The following is a 17,664-nucleotide window of genomic DNA, read 5'->3' on the forward strand; positions in this document are numbered from 1 at the left end:
GCCGGCCTCTTCGCGAGCAGGCTCGCTCCCACATTCGATCGAGTCGTCTGTGGCAGCGAGCCTGCTCGCGAATCGAGTACGACGCGGTATCAGGCGCTACGCACCACACTCATCCGCGACACCATCGGCAGCTTGCCCAGCAACGCGAAAATCGGCGCGGTCAGCTTCAACCAGAGGTTCGACGCGTGATAGGCAAACGGCGTGTAGTAACCCCAGCCCAACGCCCACACCGCCAGCAGCACACCGCCGATGTAGTCGTCCTGACCCCAATGCGCGCCGGCCACCAGACGCGGCAACATGAACAATACGGCCAGACCCCAGACCGTTAGAAATTGTCCGACGGTGCGGCTGAACACGCCCATGAACAACGCCCAGATCAACAACACCGAGGCATGATCACCGGGAAAACTCTGGCCCGAACGGTCCTTCAGCTCCCAGGTTTTTTCCAGATGCGGAAAGTAATCGCTGATGTGCACGGCGCCCTCAAGCACCATTGACGGGCTGCTGTGCTGCCAGCCCATGTGATCGGCGAATTTGGAAAACAGCGCGCGGATCACCACCATCAGCAGCAGGATCGAGAAAAAACCGAAGAACGCACGACGCACGTCGATCGCCCTGAAAACCCAATCGCCCTTGATCAGCAGCGTCAGCAGAATCAGTCCGACGACGATGTCGAACGGGCGCAGACTTGCAATTGCCCAGATGTGGAGCCATATCGGGTTGCTGGCCAGCGGCGCATTCAACGAGCGGAACAGCCACTCGTCGAAAATCACACACAGCATCTGACCGGTAGGCCATAACCAGAAAGCCAGTAGCGCCAGCGGCACTACGTTACACAGAACCAGCCGGCCGAGGTTCCACCTTGATTGGAACAAACCCGGATTGTTCATAAAATGCCTCCCATGGCGAAAAAGCGCCGGCACCAAAAAAAGTGCCAGCAAGCGCAAATTTTCACGTTTTGTAACCATTTTGTCATCACATTCAGATACCCAGACCTATGACCGACCTAGCGGATACCGATTTCACTCAACGCTTCATCTTCGATGACAGCGACACTCGCGGCGAACTGGTAGCGCTGGAGCGCAGCTACGCCGAAGTCCTCGCCAAACACCCGTACCCGGAGCCGGTCGCGCAGTTGCTCGGCGAACTGATGGCGGCCGCGTCGTTACTGGTCGGCACGCTCAAGTTCGATGGCTTGCTGATTTTGCAGGCACGCTCCGAAGGGCCGATTCCGCTGCTGATGATCGAGTGTTCCAGCGAGCGCGAAATCCGTGGCCTGGCGCGTTACGACGCCGAGCAGATCGCGGTTGACGCGACCCTTGCCGACTTGATGCCGAACGGCGTTCTGGCCCTGACCGTCGACCCGACTGTTGGCCAGCGCTATCAGGGCATTGTTGATCTTGACGGCGAGACACTGTCGGACTGTTTCACCAACTATTTCGTCATGTCGCAACAGGTCGGCACCCGCTTCAAGCTCTTCGCCGACGGTCGTCGTGCCCGTGGCATGTTGCTGCAACAGCTCCCCGCCGATCGCTTGAAAGACGACGAGGACCGCGCCGCCAGCTGGCAGCATCTCACCGCGTTGGCCAGCACTCTGAGCGCCGATGAATTGCTCAGCCTCGACAACGAAACCGTGCTGCATCGCCTGTACCACGAAGAGCAGGTACGTCTGTTTGATGTGCAGCATCTGCGCTTCAGTTGCAGCTGCTCGCGGGAACGCTCCGGCAATGCGCTGGTCAGTCTTGGGCTGGAAGATGCGCTGGCGCTGGCCGCCGAGCAGGGCGGCAAAGTAGAGATCGATTGCCAGTTCTGCAATCAGCAGTACCTGTTCGACGCGGCCGATATTGCTCAATTGTTCGCTGGCGCGGGCGTCGATACGCCGTCAGATACCCGTCACTAAAACGGTTCAGCGCAGGTAAATTCACTGCGGAATGACGGAATATCGCCGTTACGACGGGAGGACCCTACTCTTTTTGGGCTTTTCTGGCATAATCCGGCCCACTTTTTTCGCGGTAGTAGTGCACGACTTTCTACTACAAAACGTTTGGAGCACACTCGGCCACTGGCCGACGGGGAACCTCATGACGCAAGCCAATAACGCCGTGTACACCGATCTGAGTGTTGATGATCTGGTAAAAGAAGCCCTGAATCGCGGTGAAGGCGAGCTTGCCGATACCGGCGCTCTGGTTGTTCGCACCGGTCACCGCACCGGCCGTTCGCCAGTCGACCGTTTCATCGTTGAAGAGCCTTCCACCCAGGCCGCTATTGCCTGGGGCCCGATCAACCGCAAGTTCCCGGCCGACAAGTTCGATGCCCTGTGGGCTCGCGTCGAGGCCTTCAACAACGCGCAAGAGCACTTCGTTTCCCACGTGCATGTAGGCGCGGCGGAAGATCACTACCTGGCCGTGCAAATGACCACACAGACTGCCTGGCAGAACCTGTTCGGTCGTTGCCTGTTCATCAACCCGGCCCAGTACAACCCGGCTGGCCGTGAAGAATGGCAAGTGCTCAACGTCGCCAACTTCGAGTGCGTGCCTGAGCGTGACGGCACCAACTCCGACGGTTGCGTGATCATCAACTTCGCGCAGAAGAAAGTGCTGATCGCTGGCATGCGTTACGCCGGCGAGATGAAGAAAGCCATGTTCTCGGTGCAGAACTTCCTGCTGCCGGCCGCTGACGTGCTGCCAATGCACTGCGCTGCCAACATCGGCGAAGAAGGCGACGTGACCCTGTTTTTCGGTCTGTCGGGCACCGGTAAAACCACCCTGTCGGCCGACGAAAGCCGTTACCTGATCGGTGACGACGAACACGGCTGGGGCGAAGGCGTGGTGTTCAACATCGAAGGCGGTTGCTATGCCAAGTGCATCGACCTCTCCGAGAAGAACGAGCCGGTTATCTGGAAAGCCATCAAGCACGGCGCGGTGCTGGAAAACGTCGTCATCGACGACGCCAAGCACGCCGATTATGCCGATGTCAGCCTGACCCAGAACAGCCGCGCGGCGTATCCGCTGGAGCACGTTGCCAAGCGTTCCGAGAAGAACCTGGGTGGCGAGCCAAACGCGGTGATCTTCCTGACCTGCGACCTGACCGGCGTACTGCCGCCAGTGTCGATCCTCAACGAAGAACAAGCGGCCTACCACTTCCTTTCCGGCTACACCGCACTGGTGGGCTCGACTGAAATGGGTTCGGGCAGCGGCATCAAGTCGACCTTCTCCACCTGCTTCGGCGCACCGTTCTTCCCGCGTCCGGCTGGCGAATACGCAGAACTGCTGATCAAGCGCATCCGCGGCTTCGGCTCCAAGGTCTACCTGGTCAACACCGGCTGGACCGGCGGCGGCTATGGCGTCGGCCAACGCTTCAACATCCCGACCACCCGCGCGGTGATCGCAGCGATCCAGAGCGGCGCTCTGATCGGTGCTGCCACCGAGCACCTGGACACCATCAACCTCGACGTGCCTCTGGCCGTACCAGGCGTCGACACCAACCTGCTCAACCCACGCAACACCTGGGCTGACAAGGCGGCGTACGACGAGGCAGCGAAAGCACTGGCCGGTCTGTTCATCGAGAACTTCAAGAAGTTCGAAGTGAGCGACGCGATCAAGGCGGCTGGGCCGAAGTTGTAAGTAGTAGTTTGCAGTGAATAAAAAACCGCCCTTTGGGGCGGTTTTTTATTTCTGATCTGAAATGCAGCTTGGTTGGACTCAAAGACTTGGCTTGCCCTGGCTATCTGTCAATCGGCCAGGGCACTCAGCACATGGACAGGATCGTTATGAATGGCCTTGAGTAGTGCTTTGGCCGGCCCCGTCGGCTGACGACGACCTTGCTCCCAATTACGTAACGTTCCCAACTGGACATCAATCAAGGCTGCGAACTTTGCCTGCGTCATTCCCGTCGCTTTGCGAATCTGTTTAACCTGTAATGCATCCACATAGAATTCGCGGGACGGCTTTTTTTCACCCCGAAGAATCTCATCCATTTCCTGCACGCTTTCCATCAGCTCATCAAAAAACTTGCTCATGGTTACCTCCAGTTTCCAATCATGGCCTTCAGTGCTTTCCGTTCGTCATGGGTAAGATCCTGCTGCTCGTTTTTTGGGTAAATCATCAACAACGCGATCTGTGATGCTGAAACGAAGTGGTAGTAGATAACCCGTGCGCCACCCCGTTTGCCATGGCCTTTGGAGGCGACTCGTGTTTTACGCACCCCGCCGGTTCCTTCCATTACATCGCCAATAGACGGATTTGCGACCAACTGTTTTTGAAAGGTGGCGTAGGCATCGTCGTCCAGTAACTCTCTTACTCGCTGCGAAAGCAGCGACATCCACGACTATAGGTACCCACCACCCGCTCGCGATAGCCGACAAGACATCGCGTGAAGTAGGAATGGGGCGAACAATTCGCCAGACGTTGCTACCGATTCTTAAACGCTTTTCAACGCAAATGTTGGTAGCCAGAAATATCCAGCAGGCTTGTGGTCAGTCCTGTTGCCGGCCGGTAGATCGTGCCTTTGACTGCCGAGAACGGCACGCCTTTGCTGCCCAGCGAGACACAGCGCTCGCCTTTTTCCTGTTCGGTGAAATAGGTGTAGGACTGGCTGTGCATCTTCTTGTAGCGGGCTTCGTCGCTGACGATGGTGCCGGTGAAGCGCAGTAGGTCGGCATCGCTCAGGTTGAGCGTTTTGCTCAGTGGCACGCCCCAACGCTTGAGGCAGGTTTCCGCCAGATGGCGAACGATGCGGCCGGGCTCGATCAGCGCATTGAGGTCGCTGCTGTTGGTGGGATCGCCGCCGAGGGCCGTGGCGTTGCCGGCGAGGGTGGCGTGGCGACCGGCCATTGGATAGATCGAGGTTTTGGTGCCGGTAGCGGTTTGCGGGATCACGCAGCTGAAGCCTTTTGAGCGCTCGTCGCGGGCATAGAAGGCGATGTATTCCTTGACGTTGGATTGAAGTTTGACGCGGTTTTCCTGGAAGTTGCCGATGCCCGGGACTGGATCAATCGCAAATATATTCACCGGAATATGTTTGAGTGCAGCGTCCTGGAACATCGCATTGGCGAGCATGTGGCAACTGATACCGCCACGGCTCCAGCCGACCAGATTGACTCGCGCAGGAATAACGCCGTCCTTGCGGAAAGTCTTGATGATTTGTTCCTGTAGTTTCTGTTGCGTGATACTCCGATCGCCATAGTTATACTGGCGCCAGAACCAGGAGCCTTCCACTTTTACATCTTCAATAGGAATGCCTGCGGCTTTCAGACGGTTATATTCTAACTCGGTCAGTTGTTTACGCTGCCAGTCGCATTTGCCTTTGATAATGTTCACAGCGTGTTGCACGTTTTCATCCCAGCCTTTGCCGAACAGGGTGCCGGACAGGCCGTATTCAGAGGTCTTGGTGAACAGGTCGTCGGCTTGCAGATTGCCGCTGCCAGGGCCATCGACGACGATCCACTCGGCAAATTCGCGTCCACTGTGGTGTGCAGCGAGCGTAGAAACGATTTCGCCGTCCCAGAAGCTTTTATTTTTGTCATCAAACTTGTTGGAGCCGGTGCCGCAGAAAAAGATTGTTAAAGTTGTCATTTCGTTGCTCTTGCTTATGTATAAGAGCAGTCAAGTTAGTTTTAGGTGGTGTTAAAAATAAAGGGCGCTGTTGTATCTGTGTTTGTAATGTGAAGTTTGTTATATATATGTAGCTGAGCTTTTCGAAAGTATGTCGAGACGCTTCGATTGTTAAACGCTTGGTTTTCGCTTCCCATGTATCATTCAGTATTGATTCAACCCCGACCTTTTCTCGACTCGCTGCAATCGCCCGCTAGGCTTTGGGCATGGCAGCAGTCAAAGGAGTGACAGCAAATGCACCACACCCTGGAACAGGTTTTTGGTTATCCACAGTTTCGCCCCGGTCAGGAGGCCGCTGTCAGCGCGGTGCTGGCGGGGCGATCCGCGGCGGCGATCTTTCCCACCGGCTCCGGCAAATCGCTTTGCTACCAACTGCCGGCACTTTTACTGCCACACCTGACATTGGTGGTCTCGCCGTTGCTGGCGTTGATGCAGGATCAACTGGCGTTTCTCAAGTCCCGCGGCATCTCGGCAGGCAGTATCGATTCGGCGCAGAGCCGCGAGGATGCCAACGACGTCATGGCCCGTGCGCGTTCGGGCGAGCTGAAAATTCTGATGATCTCCGTCGAGCGGTTGAAGAACGAGCGCTTCCGCAATTTCCTGCAGCAGGTGCCGATCTCGTTGCTGGTGGTCGACGAGGCGCACTGCATTTCCGAATGGGGCCACAACTTTCGGCCGGACTATCTGAAACTCCCCGACTACCAGCGTCAGTTCAACATTCCGCAGGCTTTGCTGCTCACCGCCACGGCGACACCAAAAGTCATCGCCGACATGCAGGCCAAATTCGCCATCGCTCTGGACGATGTAGTGACCACTGGTTTCTATCGGCCCAACCTCAATTTGCTGGTCGAGCCTGTACGCGGTCAGGACAAACGCCGGCGTCTGGTCGAATGGATGACCGAGCGTCCTGGGCAACCGAGCATTGTCTACGTGACGTTGCAGAAGACCGCCGAGCACATCGCCGAGCATCTTCAACGCAATGGAATCCAGGCCGAGGCTTACCACGCCGGTTTGCCCCACGATCAGCGTGAAGACATTCAACGCCGCTTCATGGCCGGGCAGTCCAATTGCATTGTCGCCACCATTGCCTTCGGCATGGGCATCGACAAGAGCGACATCCGCAACGTGGTGCATTTTGATCTGCCCAAATCCATCGAAAACTACAGCCAGGAAATCGGCCGCGCCGGACGCGACGGACAGCCCTCCGACTGCCTGGTACTGGCCAACCGCGACAGCCTCAATGTGCTGGAAAACTTCGTCTACGGTGATACGCCCGAACGCGACGGGATTCATTATGTGCTCGAAGAGCTCAAAGCCTCAGTGCCGGACGGACAATGGGAGTTTTTGCTTGGGCCATTGGCGGATCAGAGCAACATTCGCTCGTTGCCGTTGAAGACGTTGTTGGTGCAGCTGGAACTGCGAGGCCTGATCGCGCCGCGCTACGCTTATTACGCTGAATACCGCTTCAAATATCTGCTTGAGCCTGAAGCATTGCTCCAGCGCTTCGAAGGCGAGCGCAGGGATTTCGTTGCGGCGATCATCAGGACGTCCACACGAGCACGCACCTGGGCCACAGTAGATTTCGAGGCGATGTTTTCGCAGTATTCCGCCGAGCGCAATCGCGTGGTGACAGCACTTGATTACTTCCAGGAAAAAGGCTGGGTCGAGCTTGAAAGCAAGCAAATGACCGAGGTTTACAGCCTGCTGCAAAGTGATTTTGCCAGCGACGCCCTGAGCGCTGAGCTGCACGAGTACTTCACTCGTCACGAAGAGACTGAAGTGGCGCGAATTCACGCCATGCTTGAGTTGTTCGCCACCGAACGCTGCCTGGGTTATCGCCTGGCCGAGTATTTCGGTGATCACAATGCCCCCGAGCGTTGTGGCCATTGTTCGGTATGTCACGGCCAGATCGCGCGGTTGCCGGAGCCGCCGCCATTGCCGCCGCTTGTGGATAAAAACTTCGCGCAGTTGTGTGGTGAATTTATCCACAGGCATGAGCAGCAAACAGGGCGTATTCCATCGGCCGAACGTCTGACGCGGTTTCTGTGCGGAATCAGCGTGCCGTTGTTCACCAAACTCAAGGCGCGGGCGATACCGGGTTTTGCTGCGTTGGAAGAATACCCCTACGCGCAGGTCCGCGAGTGGGCGCAAGAGCACCTTTGACCCCTGTAGGAGCTGCCGAAGGCCGCGATCTTTTGATGTTGTTTTTTTCAAGATCAAAAGATCGCAGCCTTCGGCAGCTCCTACTTCAAGTGTCATCAAGGCAGAGCCTCCATCCATCCGCTGAATGTCGATCATCACGCTAATAAACTTCAAAAAGCGTCGTGGCCTGACTAAGGTTGGAATCTGTCTTCGGGCCACCCACAAGAGAACAACATGAGCCAGGCATCCTTCGAAATCCAGCAAGCTGCGGTGATCGGCGCGGGCACCATGGGCCGTGGCATTGTCATGTGCCTGGCCAATGCCGGCGTGAGCGTGCAGTGGGTGGACAACAATCCACAGATGCTTGAGCAGGCGCTGACGACGGTCGCCGAGACTTATGCACACAACGTGCGTCAGGGCCGCATCGATCAGGCCGAAGCGGATGCGCGAATGGCTCGCGTATCAGCAGCGGCGGATTACGCATCGATTCGCAATGTCGATCTGGTGATCGAAGCGGTGTACGAAAACCTTGAACTGAAGCAGAAGATCTTTCGTGAACTGGATGGTCTGCTCAAGCCTGAGGCGCTACTGGCGAGCAATACCTCGGCGCTGGACATCGACGCCATCGCGGCTGCGACCCGGCGCCCGGAACAGGTGCTGGGTCTGCATTTCTTCAGCCCCGCGCACATCATGAAATTGCTGGAAATCGTGCGCGGTGCGCAGACCTCGCCAGCGGCACTCGAGGCAGCGTTGTCGCTTGGCAAGCGCATGGGCAAGGTCAGTGTGGTGTCGGGCAACTGCCACGGTTTTATCGGCAACCGCATGCTGCATCCGTATGTACTGGAAGCGCGCAAGATGCTTCTCGAAGGCGCTTATCCACAGCAGGTGGATACCGCGCTGCAAGGCTTCGGCTTCGCCATGGGGCCGTTTCGCATGTACGACGTGGTTGGCATCGATCTGGAATGGCGTGCTCGGGAGCTAGCTGGCAAGGGGCAGGATGCGCCCGAAGTTCAGGTGGATAACCGCCTGTGCGAGATGGGCCGGTTCGGGCAAAAGTCCGGTAACGGTTATTACCATTATGAGCCGGGCAGTCGCCAGGCCGAGCATGATCCCGAGGTCGATGCATTGGTACTGCGGGTCAGCGAAGATCTGGGTTTCCAGCGTCGCGACGTCGGTCCCGAAGAAATCCTTGAGCGCTGTTTGCTGGCTCTGGTCAACGAAGGCGCGAAGATTCTGCAGGAAGGCATTGCCGGCTCGGCCCATGACATCGATCTGGTGTACTTGAACGGCTATGGTTTTCCAGCGGATAAGGGTGGGCCTATGGCGTGGGCGGATCGGCAGGGGCTAGCGGATATTCATCAGCGCTTGCTGGCGCTGGAGACACGCCAGGGCGATCAGTGGAAGCCGGCGCGGTTGATTGGCGAGTTGGCGGCGCAGGGGAAGGGGTTTGCTGATCGTTGACACCAGTCGGCTGTGCTGACGCCTTCGCGAGCAGGCTCGCTCCCACAGGTAAAGTGTTCGTCATCACGATCAAATTCAATTAAGAGAATGCGAGAACCCTGCATGAATCAACGCTGCGACTACCCTCACTTCCAGCCCATCACCACACGCTGGCACGACAACGACGCGTACGGTCACGTCAACAACGTTACCTACTACAGCTTCTTCGACACGGCGGTGAACACTTATCTGATTCAGGTCGGTGGCCTGGATATTCATGACGGCGAAGTGGTGGGATTCGTGGTCAGTTCCGCCTGCGATTACTTTGCCTCGATCGCTTTCCCCGATCTGATCGAGATCGGACTGCGGGTCGGCAAGCTGGGCAACAGTTCGGTGCAATATGAATTGGCTGTGTTCAAGGTCGGCGAAAGCGAGGCGTGTGCGGCGGGGCGGTTCGTGCATGTGTTTGTCGATCGGGCGAGCAATCAGCCGGTGCCGATTCCGGCAGGTTTGCGCGGGGCGCTGGAGCGGCTGGTGGTCTAGACGCGCAAAAAAAATCGCAGCCCAAAAGCTGCGATTTTTTGTTCAAGCCTTCGCCTTAGTGGTGGCGATAGTACTTGTGATGCTTGCGGTGGCCGTAGGCATGGCCGCGACCTGGATGACCACGGTCGCGGTAGTAGCGACGGTCATCATGGCGACGGTCGTAACGACGATCATCGTCGTCACTCTTGTTGCCCATGTAGTTACCCAGTGCGCCACCTGCGCCGCCACCAGCGGCGGAGCCGATCAGGCTGCCGGTGGTGCCGCCGAGGCTGCGGCCGACGACGTTACCGCCTGCTGCACCCAGTGCACCGCCGATGGCCGCTTCGCCACGGCTGCGCCGACCGCACTACCACCCGCGCCGCCCAGGGCTGCGCCGATGGTGGAACCTGTATTGCCGCCTAACGATTGACCGACGACCGAGCCAAGAACCCCGCCCAATGCGCCGCCCACACCTGCTTCGGTGGTGCCTCCGGCAGAAGCGAAGCCACTGACCAGGCCAAGGGACAACAAGAGAATCGAGGAGAACTTCATAGAGGATGAGCCTCAAAGGGATGACGGCGCCGATCCTGAAGCTCTGCAATGGGCGTGACAATCAAAATCCGACGAATAACACGACTTGTATACAATATTGCAAGTTACTGTTTTTTCACCGGAACTTAACCGATTTTCGCCGGTCTTTAGCTACTTCGGACAGGCCGTTTTCATGCAGAAACGGCCTTTTTTGTGGGCGGTCGAAAATCTTCGCCACGGCAGACCTGTTGACAGGTCGATCGCATTCGCGAGCAGGCTCGCTCCCACCTTTGAAATGCATTCCAAGTGTGGGAGCGAGCCTGCTCGCGAAGGGGCCGGATCTGGCTCCGCGGTTAAGCGGATTTAGCCATGATCAACCCAGTCTCACTCGCCGCTTCCAGCCGGATCGCAATGAACTTCGACGTCGGCGTGTGGCTGCCATCCCCCGTACTTTCCAGCGGCACCAGCGGATTGACCTCCGGATAGTACGCCGCCGCCTGCCCCGCAGGAATATCGAACGCCAACAATGTAAAACCTTTCACCCGACGCTCGCGACCGTCGTCCCAGATCGACACGATGTCGGCCTTCTGCCCCGGACGGAAGCCCAGGCGAATGATGTCGGCCTCGTTGGCGAACAGCACGTCACGCTGGCCCTTCACGCCACGGTAGCGGTCGTCGAGACCATAGATTGTCGTGTTGTACTGATCGTGGGAACGCATCGATTGCAGGATCAGATCCGGCACCTGGCCGGTGGCGCGGGTGCGTTCGTGAACCAGATCTTTCGGCAACTGGTTGGCGCGGAAATTGGCACGGCCCGATGGCGTGTTCCACTTGCGGGCGCCAGCCGAGTTGCCCAGATAGAAGCCGCCCGGGTTTTTGATCTTGTCGTTGAAGTCTTTGAAACTCGGGATGGTGTCGGCGATCAGTTCGCGAATGCGCCCGTAATCGGCCACCAGCCAGTTCCAGTCCACCGGTTGGCTGCCCAAAGTCGCGGCAGCGATGCCGGCGATGATCGACGGCTCCGAGCGCATCTGGTTCGACAGCGGCTGCAACTGGCCGTTGGAAGCGTGGACCATGCTGAACGAGTCTTCCACAGTCACCGCTTGCGGGCCTTCGGTCTGGATGTCGATGTCGGTACGGCCCAGGCACGGCAGGATCAGCGCGTCTTTACCGTGAGCGAGGTGGCTGCGGTTGAGTTTGGTGCTGATCTGCACAGTCAGGTCACAGTTGCTCAGCGCTTCGAAGGTGCGTGAGCTGTCCGGCGTGGCCTGGGCGAAGTTGCCGCCCAAGCCGATGAACACCTTGGCGCGACCTTCGGCCATCGCATGGATTGCCTCGACCACGTTGTGACCGTTATGACGCGGCACCTTGAACTGGAAGCGACGCTCCAGCGAATCGAGGAACGCCACCGGTGGACGCTCGTTGATGCCCATGGTGCGGTCGCCCTGCACGTTGCTGTGACCACGCACCGGGCACAGACCGGCGCCAGGTTTGCCGATATTGCCGCGCAGCAGCATCAGATTGGCGATTTCCTGAATGGTCGGCACCGAATGACGGTGCTGGGTGATGCCCATGGCCCAGCACATGATCACGTTCTTGCCTTTGGCGTACATGCGCGCTGCTTGCTCGATCTCGACCAGGGTCAGGCCCGATTGCTCGACGATCTGCTCCCATGCGGTGTCGTCGACCGTGGCGAGGTACTCCAGCACGTTGGCGCTGTGGGCATTGAGGAAGTCATGATCGAACACCGCTGGCTCACCAGCTTTCTGCGCATCGCGTTCCCATTGCAGGAGGAACTTGGCCATGCCGCGCAGCACCGCCATGTCGCCGCCGAGTGCCGGGCGGAAGTACGCAGTGTTGGTCGGCTTGTCGCCGTTGGTGAGCATTTCGATCGGGTGCTGGGGATGCTGAAAACGCTCCAGACCGCGCTCTTTCAGCGGGTTGATGCATACCACCTGGGCGCCGCGTTTCACCGCTTCACGCAACGGTTCGAGCATGCGCGGATGGTTGGTGCCAGGGTTCTGGCCCCAGACGAAAATCGCGTCGGCGTGTTCGAAGTCGTCGAAGGTCACCGTGCCTTTGCCGACCCCGACACTCTGCGCCAACGCTACGCCGCTGGCCTCGTGGCACATGTTCGAACAGTCAGGGAAATTGTTGGTGCCGTAAGCCCGCACGAACAGTTGATACAGATACGCCGCTTCGTTGCTGGCACGCCCCGAGGTATAGAACTCTGCCTGATCCGGGCTCGGCAGATTGCGCAGGTGCTTGCCGATCAGAGCGAAGGCATCTTCCCAACTGATCGGCTTGTAGCGATCGGACTCGGCGTCGTAGACCATCGGCTCGGTCAGGCGACCCTGATATTCCAGCCAGTAATCGCTCTGCTCCAGCAGCGAAGTGACGCTGTGCTTGGCGAAGAATTTGGCATCGACGCGACGCTTGGTCGCTTCCCAGTTCACCGCTTTGGCGCCGTTCTCGCAGAACTTGACCATGCCGCTCTCCGGCGAATCACCCCAAGCGCAACCCGGGCAGTCGAAGCCGCCGTTCTGGTTGGTCTTGAGCATCATGCGCAGGTTTTTCAGGGCGTTGTCGCTGGTCAGCCACGCCTGGGCCACACTGATCAGGGCGCCCCAGCCGCCGGCGGCACCTTTGTAAGGCTTGTAGCGCGGGACAGGTTTCTGGTCGGCTTGATGATGTTGGCTCACGCTTGATTCTCCATCGCGGGGCTGTACACCCGCGGCGCACTTTTCTGCGGCAGGTGGATGAGATTGAGGTTGTGGCGCCGGGCCCATTGCACGGCAAGGCCGGTAGGCGCCGACAGGCTGACCAGGGTCTGGATGCCGGCACGCAAGACTTTCTGGATCAATTCGAGGCTGCAACGGCTGGTGACGATCGCCAGCCCGCCCTCTGTGGATATCTTCTGGCGGATCAGTCCGCCGATCAGCTTGTCCAGCGCGTTATGCCGACCGATGTCTTCACGACCGAGCAGCAGTTCACCACTGGCGTTCATGAACACCGCCGCGTGCACCGCGCCGCAGTGCTGACCGAGCGGCTGGAACGCGCCGATGCGCTGGCGCAAGCCGTCGAGCCATTCGATTGGTGGCAGGGCGGCGCCCGGCAATACCTTGAGATCAGGCAGTGCCTGTTCGACCGCTTCGACGCCGCACAGTCCGCAGCCGCTGGTGCCGGCCAACTGCCGACGCTGCTGTTTGAGGTTCCAGAATGCGCGATTGGCGATGGTCACTTGCGCGTACTGCGCCGAGCCTGCGCCTGTCAGTTGCAGATCGTAGATATCGCTGGCGTCTTCGATGATGCCGCTGCCGAGGCTGAAACCGACGATGAAATCTTCGAGGTCGGTCGGTGTAACCAGCATCACTGCCTGGCTGATGCCGTTGTAGGCGATCGCCAACGCGACTTCCTCGGCCAGCGCGGTGCTGGCCGATGCCTCAAAGGGTAAATCGCTGTAGCTGTAGGTCTGGCTGGCGGCTGGCGCGGGCGTTTCAATTGCTGGCGCCGCGCAGGCTGGACGCTTGGCGTTCATGGCATCACCGACGGTTTGATCTAGGTCAAGACTAGGCGCGGCAAGTTGTCGCGTCTAATCGCTATTACCGATCTACCGATAGATGCCGTCGATCAAGCGTCTTTTGACGATTTCTGATAAAGCGCGAAACAGGCTTCTGCCAGCGCTGAACGCGGCGCGCCACGGCGCATGATCAGGCCCAGCGGGGCGAGAGTGTGGGCATTTTCGATCGGTTGCAGGCGCAGGTGATCGGCGAGGGTTTCCGCGCCGCCGTCGAGGGGCATGATTGCGCAGCAAAAACCGCCGTGGACTGCTTGCAGCAGTTGATGCACGGCGTCGGTTTGCAACAGCGGCTGCGGGGTCAGGCCACGGCTGTGGAAGTTGTGGTCGATGGACTGGCGAAAATGCATGCCGCTGGTAAGCATGCACAGCGGCAATTCGATCAGCGATTCCCAGCTCAGGGGTTCTTCGCCGAAGTTGAACGAGCGCTCGTCATAGAGCAGGCCCATGCGCGTCTCGTTAAAGGCCAGCGAATCGAACCGCTCGCTGTCCAGACGCTCCAGATACGAAACGCCAATGTCGATGCGGTTGTTCGCCAAGTGTTCGAGCACCTGCTCGGAGCTCAGCGACGACAGCTCGAAGCGCAGGTCCGGGTGCGCCGCGTGCAGACGTTGCATCAGCGGCAAGGGATCGAAGCTCGACAGCGGCACCACGCCCAGGCGCAGTGTACCGATCAGATTGCCGCGACAGGCCGCCGCTTCCGCCTGCAAGCCGTCATAGGCTGCCAGCACCGTGCGCGCCCACGCCAGCACGCGCTCGCCCGGCGCGGTGAAGCCTTCGAAGCGCTGGCCGCGATTGACCAATGGCAGGTCGAGTTCTTCCTCGAGGCTGCGCAAGCGCATCGACAGGGTCGGCTGGGTGATGTGGCAGCGCGCGGCGGCCTGGCCGAAATGGCGGGTTTCGTCGAGGGCGATGAGGAATTTCAGTTGCTTGATGTCCATCTTCGCTCCGGGCGGTTGGCGGGGTGTGGCGATTCTACCGCCTGCGGCGCGGCAGCGTCATTGGTCGGACTGGAACCGGGTTTGGCCTGGGTGGTCTAGGCTTGGACGACTGGAACCCAAATCAAGGAGTGTGCGCTATGAGTCTGTTGAGCTTTGTGAAAGAGGCCGGTGAGAAGCTGATTGATCTGTTGACCCCAGGCAATGCCAATGCGAGTGAGCAGTTGAAGGAACATATCAGCAAGGTCGGGTTGGGCAATCCCAACGTGCAGGCGACCGTGGATGGCGACAAGGTGACGGTGACCGGTGAAGTGGCGAGCCAGGAAGAGAAGGAAAAGATTCTGCTCGCGCTGGGCAACATTGCGGGCGTAGGCAGGGTCGATGATCAGATCACGGTGACCGGACCGGTCGTCGTGGCTGCCGAGTTTGTCGAGGTCAAGGCAGGTGACACGCTCAGTGCGATCTCCCTGCGCGTCTATGGCAATGCCAACCAGTACCAGAAAATCTTCGATGCCAACAAACCGATGCTCAAGGATGTGAACAAGATCTATCCGGGACAAAAACTGCGCATTCCAAAATAACGCAGTCATGTAGGAGCTGCCGAAGGCTGCGATCTTTTGACTTTGATTTTTAAGATCAGGATCAAAAGATCGCAGCCTTCGGCAGCTCCTACAAAGATCAGAGTCCGGTAATCAGATCGCGGTAATCCTCGACTGCGGCAAATTCTGCGGTGTCCTTCGGCCCTTTGCGGCTGTCCGGTTCTTTCACCGCCAGCAAGTGCGCCACGCCAAAATTCCGCGCACTGCGCAGAATCGGCAAGGTGTCGTCGATAAACAGGCTGCGCGCCGGATCAAAACCTATGTCCGCCTGCAAGGCATCCCAGAACTGCGGGTTCTCCTTGGGATAACCATAGTCATGCGAACTGATCAGCCGCTCGAAGTATGGTGCGAGTTCGATCCGCTCCAGTTTCAACGACAGCGAATCGCGGTGCGCATTGGTGATCATGATTACCCGTTTGCCGGCGCGTTTGATTGCGCCGAGAAAGGTATCGGCATCGGCGCGCAGGGCGATCAAGTGGGCAGTTTCCTGTTTCAGTTCACGCACCGACAATTTCAGTTCTGCGCTCCAGAAATCCAGGCAGTACCACTGCAACTGGCCAGCGTGGCGCTCGAACAACGGCTGCAATTCGAGCTCGGCCATGGCCCGGCTGATGCCGTGCAGTTCGGCGTAGCGCTGGGGCAGGTGTTCGAGCCAGAAATGGTTGTCGAAGTGCAGATCCAGCAGCGTGCCGTCCATGTCGAGCAGAACGGTATCGATGTCGGACCACGGTAAAGAAGGCATGGCAACGTCTCGAACGGTGAAAGGATATCCGACGCAAACAATCGGGAAAGCCGCGTTATAGTAGCGCGTTCACGCCAAGGAGCTTTGCATGCGCCAGAAACCCACCGTACTTGCCCGCGAGATCGTCGCCACCAGTCGCCTGTTTCGCGTCCAAGAACTCAAGCTGCGATTTTCCAATGGCGTGGAGCGCACTTACGAGCGTCTGGTCGGCAAGGGTGCGGGCTACGGCGCGGTGATGATCGTCGCGATGCTTGATGCCGAACACGCAGTGTTGATCGAGGAATACTGCGGCGGCACTGACGAGTACGAACTGTCTCTGCCCAAAGGCCTGATCGAGCCGGGCGAAGACGTGCTGGCAGCGGCCGAGCGGGAGCTCAAGGAAGAGGCCGGTTATGGCGCGCGTCAACTGGAACATCTGACCGAGCTGTCGCTGTCGCCCGGTTACATGAGCCAGAAAATCCAAGTGGTGCTGGCCACCGACCTGTATGAAGAGCGGCTGGAAGGTGATGAGCCGGAGCCGATGCGGGTCGACAAGGTCAACCTGCGCGAACTGTCGGCACTGGCGCAGAATCCGCAATTTTCCGAGGGCCGCGCCTTGGCTGCGCTGTATTTGACCCGTGACCTGCTGAGCCAGCGCGGGGTGTTCAGCTATGAGTGAGACGTCGATGAATTTTCCCCATCCGCTGATGGCACCTGTGGTTGCGCTGGCTTTACAGGCTGGCGAGGCGATTCTGCCGTTCTGGCGCGCCGGCGTTGAAGTCACGGCCAAGTCCGATGATTCGCCGGTCACGGCCGCCGACCTGACCGCCCATCACCTTATCGTTGCCGGGCTGACGGCGCTGGATCCGAGCATTCCGGTGCTATCCGAAGAGGACGCCGACATCCCGCAAAGCGTGCGCGCCGGTTGGCAGCGCTGGTGGCTGGTGGATCCGCTGGACGGTACCAAGGAGTTCATCAGCGGTAGCGAAGAATTCACTGTCAACATCGCGCTGATCGAAAATGGCCGAGTGGTGTTTGGTGTGGTGACGATGCCGACCAACGGTCGTTTTTATGTCGGCGGTGCCGGATTTGGAGCCTGGCGTGGCGACGAGGGCGGTACGCCGACGGCGATTCAGGTGCGCGATGTGCCTGCGCCGGGCGAGGCGTTTACCGTGGTCGCCAGCCGTCGACATTCAAGTCCCGAGCAAGAGCGTTTGCTGGTCGGGTTGAGCGCCAGTCTTGGTGAGTTGCAACTGGCCAATATCGGCAGTTCCTTGAAGTTCTGTATGTTGGCCGAAGGTGCTGCTGATTGCTATCCGCGACTGGCGCCGACTTCGCAGTGGGACACGGCGGCAGCGCAGGGCGTGCTGGAAGGGGCGGGGGGCGAGGTGCTGGATTTGAAGGGTGAAGCGTTCAGTTACCCAGCGCGGGAATCGCTGTTGAACGAGTTCTTTCTGGCGCTGCCGGCGAAGGCTGCGTGGCGCGGACGGTTGTTGGAGTTGGCCCGAGGCTAACTGCCTGATCCGCAATTCCCCTCACCCCAGCCCTCTCCCCCAGGAGAGGGAGCCGACCGAGTTGTCTG

At 58.9% G+C, this 17,664-nt stretch carries 16 protein-coding genes and 1 pseudogene; 8 read left to right on the forward strand and 9 right to left on the reverse strand.

Features of this window, described 5'->3' with window-relative positions; translation table 11 throughout:
- Positions 1-89: 89 nt before the first annotated feature.
- Positions 90-890, reverse strand: a complete 801-nt coding sequence (locus tag FEE99_RS05745) for a phosphatase PAP2 family protein (protein ID WP_041477480.1) — start codon at positions 888-890, stop codon at positions 90-92.
- Between the two features lie 107 nt (positions 891-997).
- On the opposite strand from FEE99_RS05745, the gene hslO reads away from it, so the two are divergent.
- Together hslO and FEE99_RS05755 are read left to right on the forward strand one after the other, a co-directional pair.
- Complete coding sequence (hslO, locus tag FEE99_RS05750) at positions 998-1,900, forward strand: Hsp33 family molecular chaperone HslO (RefSeq protein WP_041477481.1); 903 nt, start codon at positions 998-1,000, stop codon at positions 1,898-1,900.
- 181 nt (positions 1,901-2,081) lie between these two features.
- Complete coding sequence (locus FEE99_RS05755) at positions 2,082-3,623, forward strand: phosphoenolpyruvate carboxykinase (RefSeq protein ID WP_041477482.1); 1,542 nt, start codon at positions 2,082-2,084, stop codon at positions 3,621-3,623.
- 107 nt (positions 3,624-3,730) lie between these two features.
- Here FEE99_RS05755 and nadS read toward each other — a convergent pair whose 3' ends face one another.
- From nadS to FEE99_RS05770, 3 genes are all read right to left on the reverse strand, one after another.
- Positions 3,731-4,018 (reverse strand): NadS family protein, encoded by a 288-nt coding sequence (nadS, locus tag FEE99_RS05760; RefSeq protein ID WP_016772178.1) that lies wholly within the window; start codon positions 4,016-4,018, stop codon positions 3,731-3,733.
- A gap of 2 nt (positions 4,019-4,020) precedes the next feature.
- On the reverse strand, positions 4,021-4,320 hold the full coding sequence (locus FEE99_RS05765) for a type II toxin-antitoxin system RelE/ParE family toxin (protein WP_041477483.1): 300 nt from the start codon (positions 4,318-4,320) through the stop codon (positions 4,021-4,023).
- Between the two features lie 110 nt (positions 4,321-4,430).
- Positions 4,431-5,573 (reverse strand): hypothetical protein, encoded by a 1,143-nt coding sequence (locus FEE99_RS05770; RefSeq protein ID WP_041477484.1) that lies wholly within the window; start codon positions 5,571-5,573, stop codon positions 4,431-4,433.
- Between the two features lie 273 nt (positions 5,574-5,846).
- Between FEE99_RS05770 and FEE99_RS05775 the strand changes: the two genes are divergently transcribed.
- From FEE99_RS05775 to FEE99_RS05785, 3 genes are all read left to right on the forward strand, one after another.
- On the forward strand, positions 5,847-7,775 hold the full coding sequence (locus FEE99_RS05775; protein WP_041477485.1) for a RecQ family ATP-dependent DNA helicase: 1,929 nt from the start codon (positions 5,847-5,849) through the stop codon (positions 7,773-7,775).
- A gap of 213 nt (positions 7,776-7,988) precedes the next feature.
- Positions 7,989-9,215 carry a 3-hydroxyacyl-CoA dehydrogenase gene (locus FEE99_RS05780; RefSeq protein ID WP_041477486.1) on the forward strand — a complete coding sequence of 409 codons (1,227 nt, stop codon included), beginning with the start codon at positions 7,989-7,991 and terminating at the stop codon, positions 9,213-9,215.
- A gap of 102 nt (positions 9,216-9,317) precedes the next feature.
- The gene (locus FEE99_RS05785; protein ID WP_071174077.1) at positions 9,318-9,737 is read left to right on the forward strand and encodes an acyl-CoA thioesterase; all 420 of its coding nucleotides are present in this window, start codon (positions 9,318-9,320) and stop codon (positions 9,735-9,737) included.
- A gap of 55 nt (positions 9,738-9,792) precedes the next feature.
- On the opposite strand, the pseudogene FEE99_RS05790 reads toward FEE99_RS05785, so the two are convergent.
- From FEE99_RS05790 to FEE99_RS05805, 4 genes and pseudogenes are all read right to left on the reverse strand, one after another.
- Positions 9,793-10,268 (reverse strand): annotated as a pseudogene (locus FEE99_RS05790) (glycine zipper domain-containing protein).
- A gap of 332 nt (positions 10,269-10,600) precedes the next feature.
- Entirely contained in the window at positions 10,601-12,949 is a 2,349-nt protein-coding gene (locus FEE99_RS05795; RefSeq protein ID WP_041477488.1) for an FdhF/YdeP family oxidoreductase, read from the reverse strand.
- Complete coding sequence (fdhD, locus tag FEE99_RS05800) at positions 12,946-13,785, reverse strand: formate dehydrogenase accessory sulfurtransferase FdhD (RefSeq protein WP_016772170.1); 840 nt, start codon at positions 13,783-13,785, stop codon at positions 12,946-12,948. Before fdhD ends, FEE99_RS05795 begins: the two co-directional genes overlap by 4 nt.
- A 92-nt stretch (positions 13,786-13,877) precedes the next feature.
- Positions 13,878-14,765, reverse strand: coding sequence for a LysR family transcriptional regulator (locus tag FEE99_RS05805; protein WP_024011190.1), 888 nt, complete (start codon positions 14,763-14,765; stop codon positions 13,878-13,880).
- A gap of 137 nt (positions 14,766-14,902) precedes the next feature.
- On the opposite strand from FEE99_RS05805, the gene lysM reads away from it, so the two are divergent.
- Positions 14,903-15,343: a peptidoglycan-binding protein LysM gene (lysM, locus tag FEE99_RS05810; RefSeq protein WP_041477489.1), complete on the forward strand. Its 441-nt coding sequence runs from the start codon at positions 14,903-14,905 to the stop codon at positions 15,341-15,343.
- A gap of 97 nt (positions 15,344-15,440) precedes the next feature.
- Here the strand turns inward: lysM and yrfG are convergent, their stop codons facing one another.
- A complete protein-coding gene (yrfG, locus tag FEE99_RS05815; protein WP_041477490.1) occupies positions 15,441-16,103 on the reverse strand; it encodes a GMP/IMP nucleotidase in 663 nt (220 codons plus the stop codon).
- 88 nt (positions 16,104-16,191) lie between these two features.
- Between yrfG and nudE the strand changes: the two genes are divergently transcribed.
- A complete protein-coding gene (gene nudE, locus FEE99_RS05820; RefSeq protein ID WP_041477491.1) occupies positions 16,192-16,761 on the forward strand; it encodes an ADP compounds hydrolase NudE in 570 nt (189 codons plus the stop codon).
- Positions 16,762-16,768: 7 nt separating this feature from the next.
- Positions 16,769-17,596 (forward strand): 3'(2'),5'-bisphosphate nucleotidase CysQ, encoded by an 828-nt coding sequence (gene cysQ / locus FEE99_RS05825; RefSeq protein WP_041477492.1) that lies wholly within the window; start codon positions 16,769-16,771, stop codon positions 17,594-17,596.
- Positions 17,597-17,664 lie beyond the last annotated feature (68 nt).

Source organism: Pseudomonas sp. ef1 (assembly GCF_007293365.2).
GTDB classification, from domain to species: domain Bacteria; phylum Pseudomonadota; class Gammaproteobacteria; order Pseudomonadales; family Pseudomonadaceae; genus Aquipseudomonas; species Aquipseudomonas siliginis.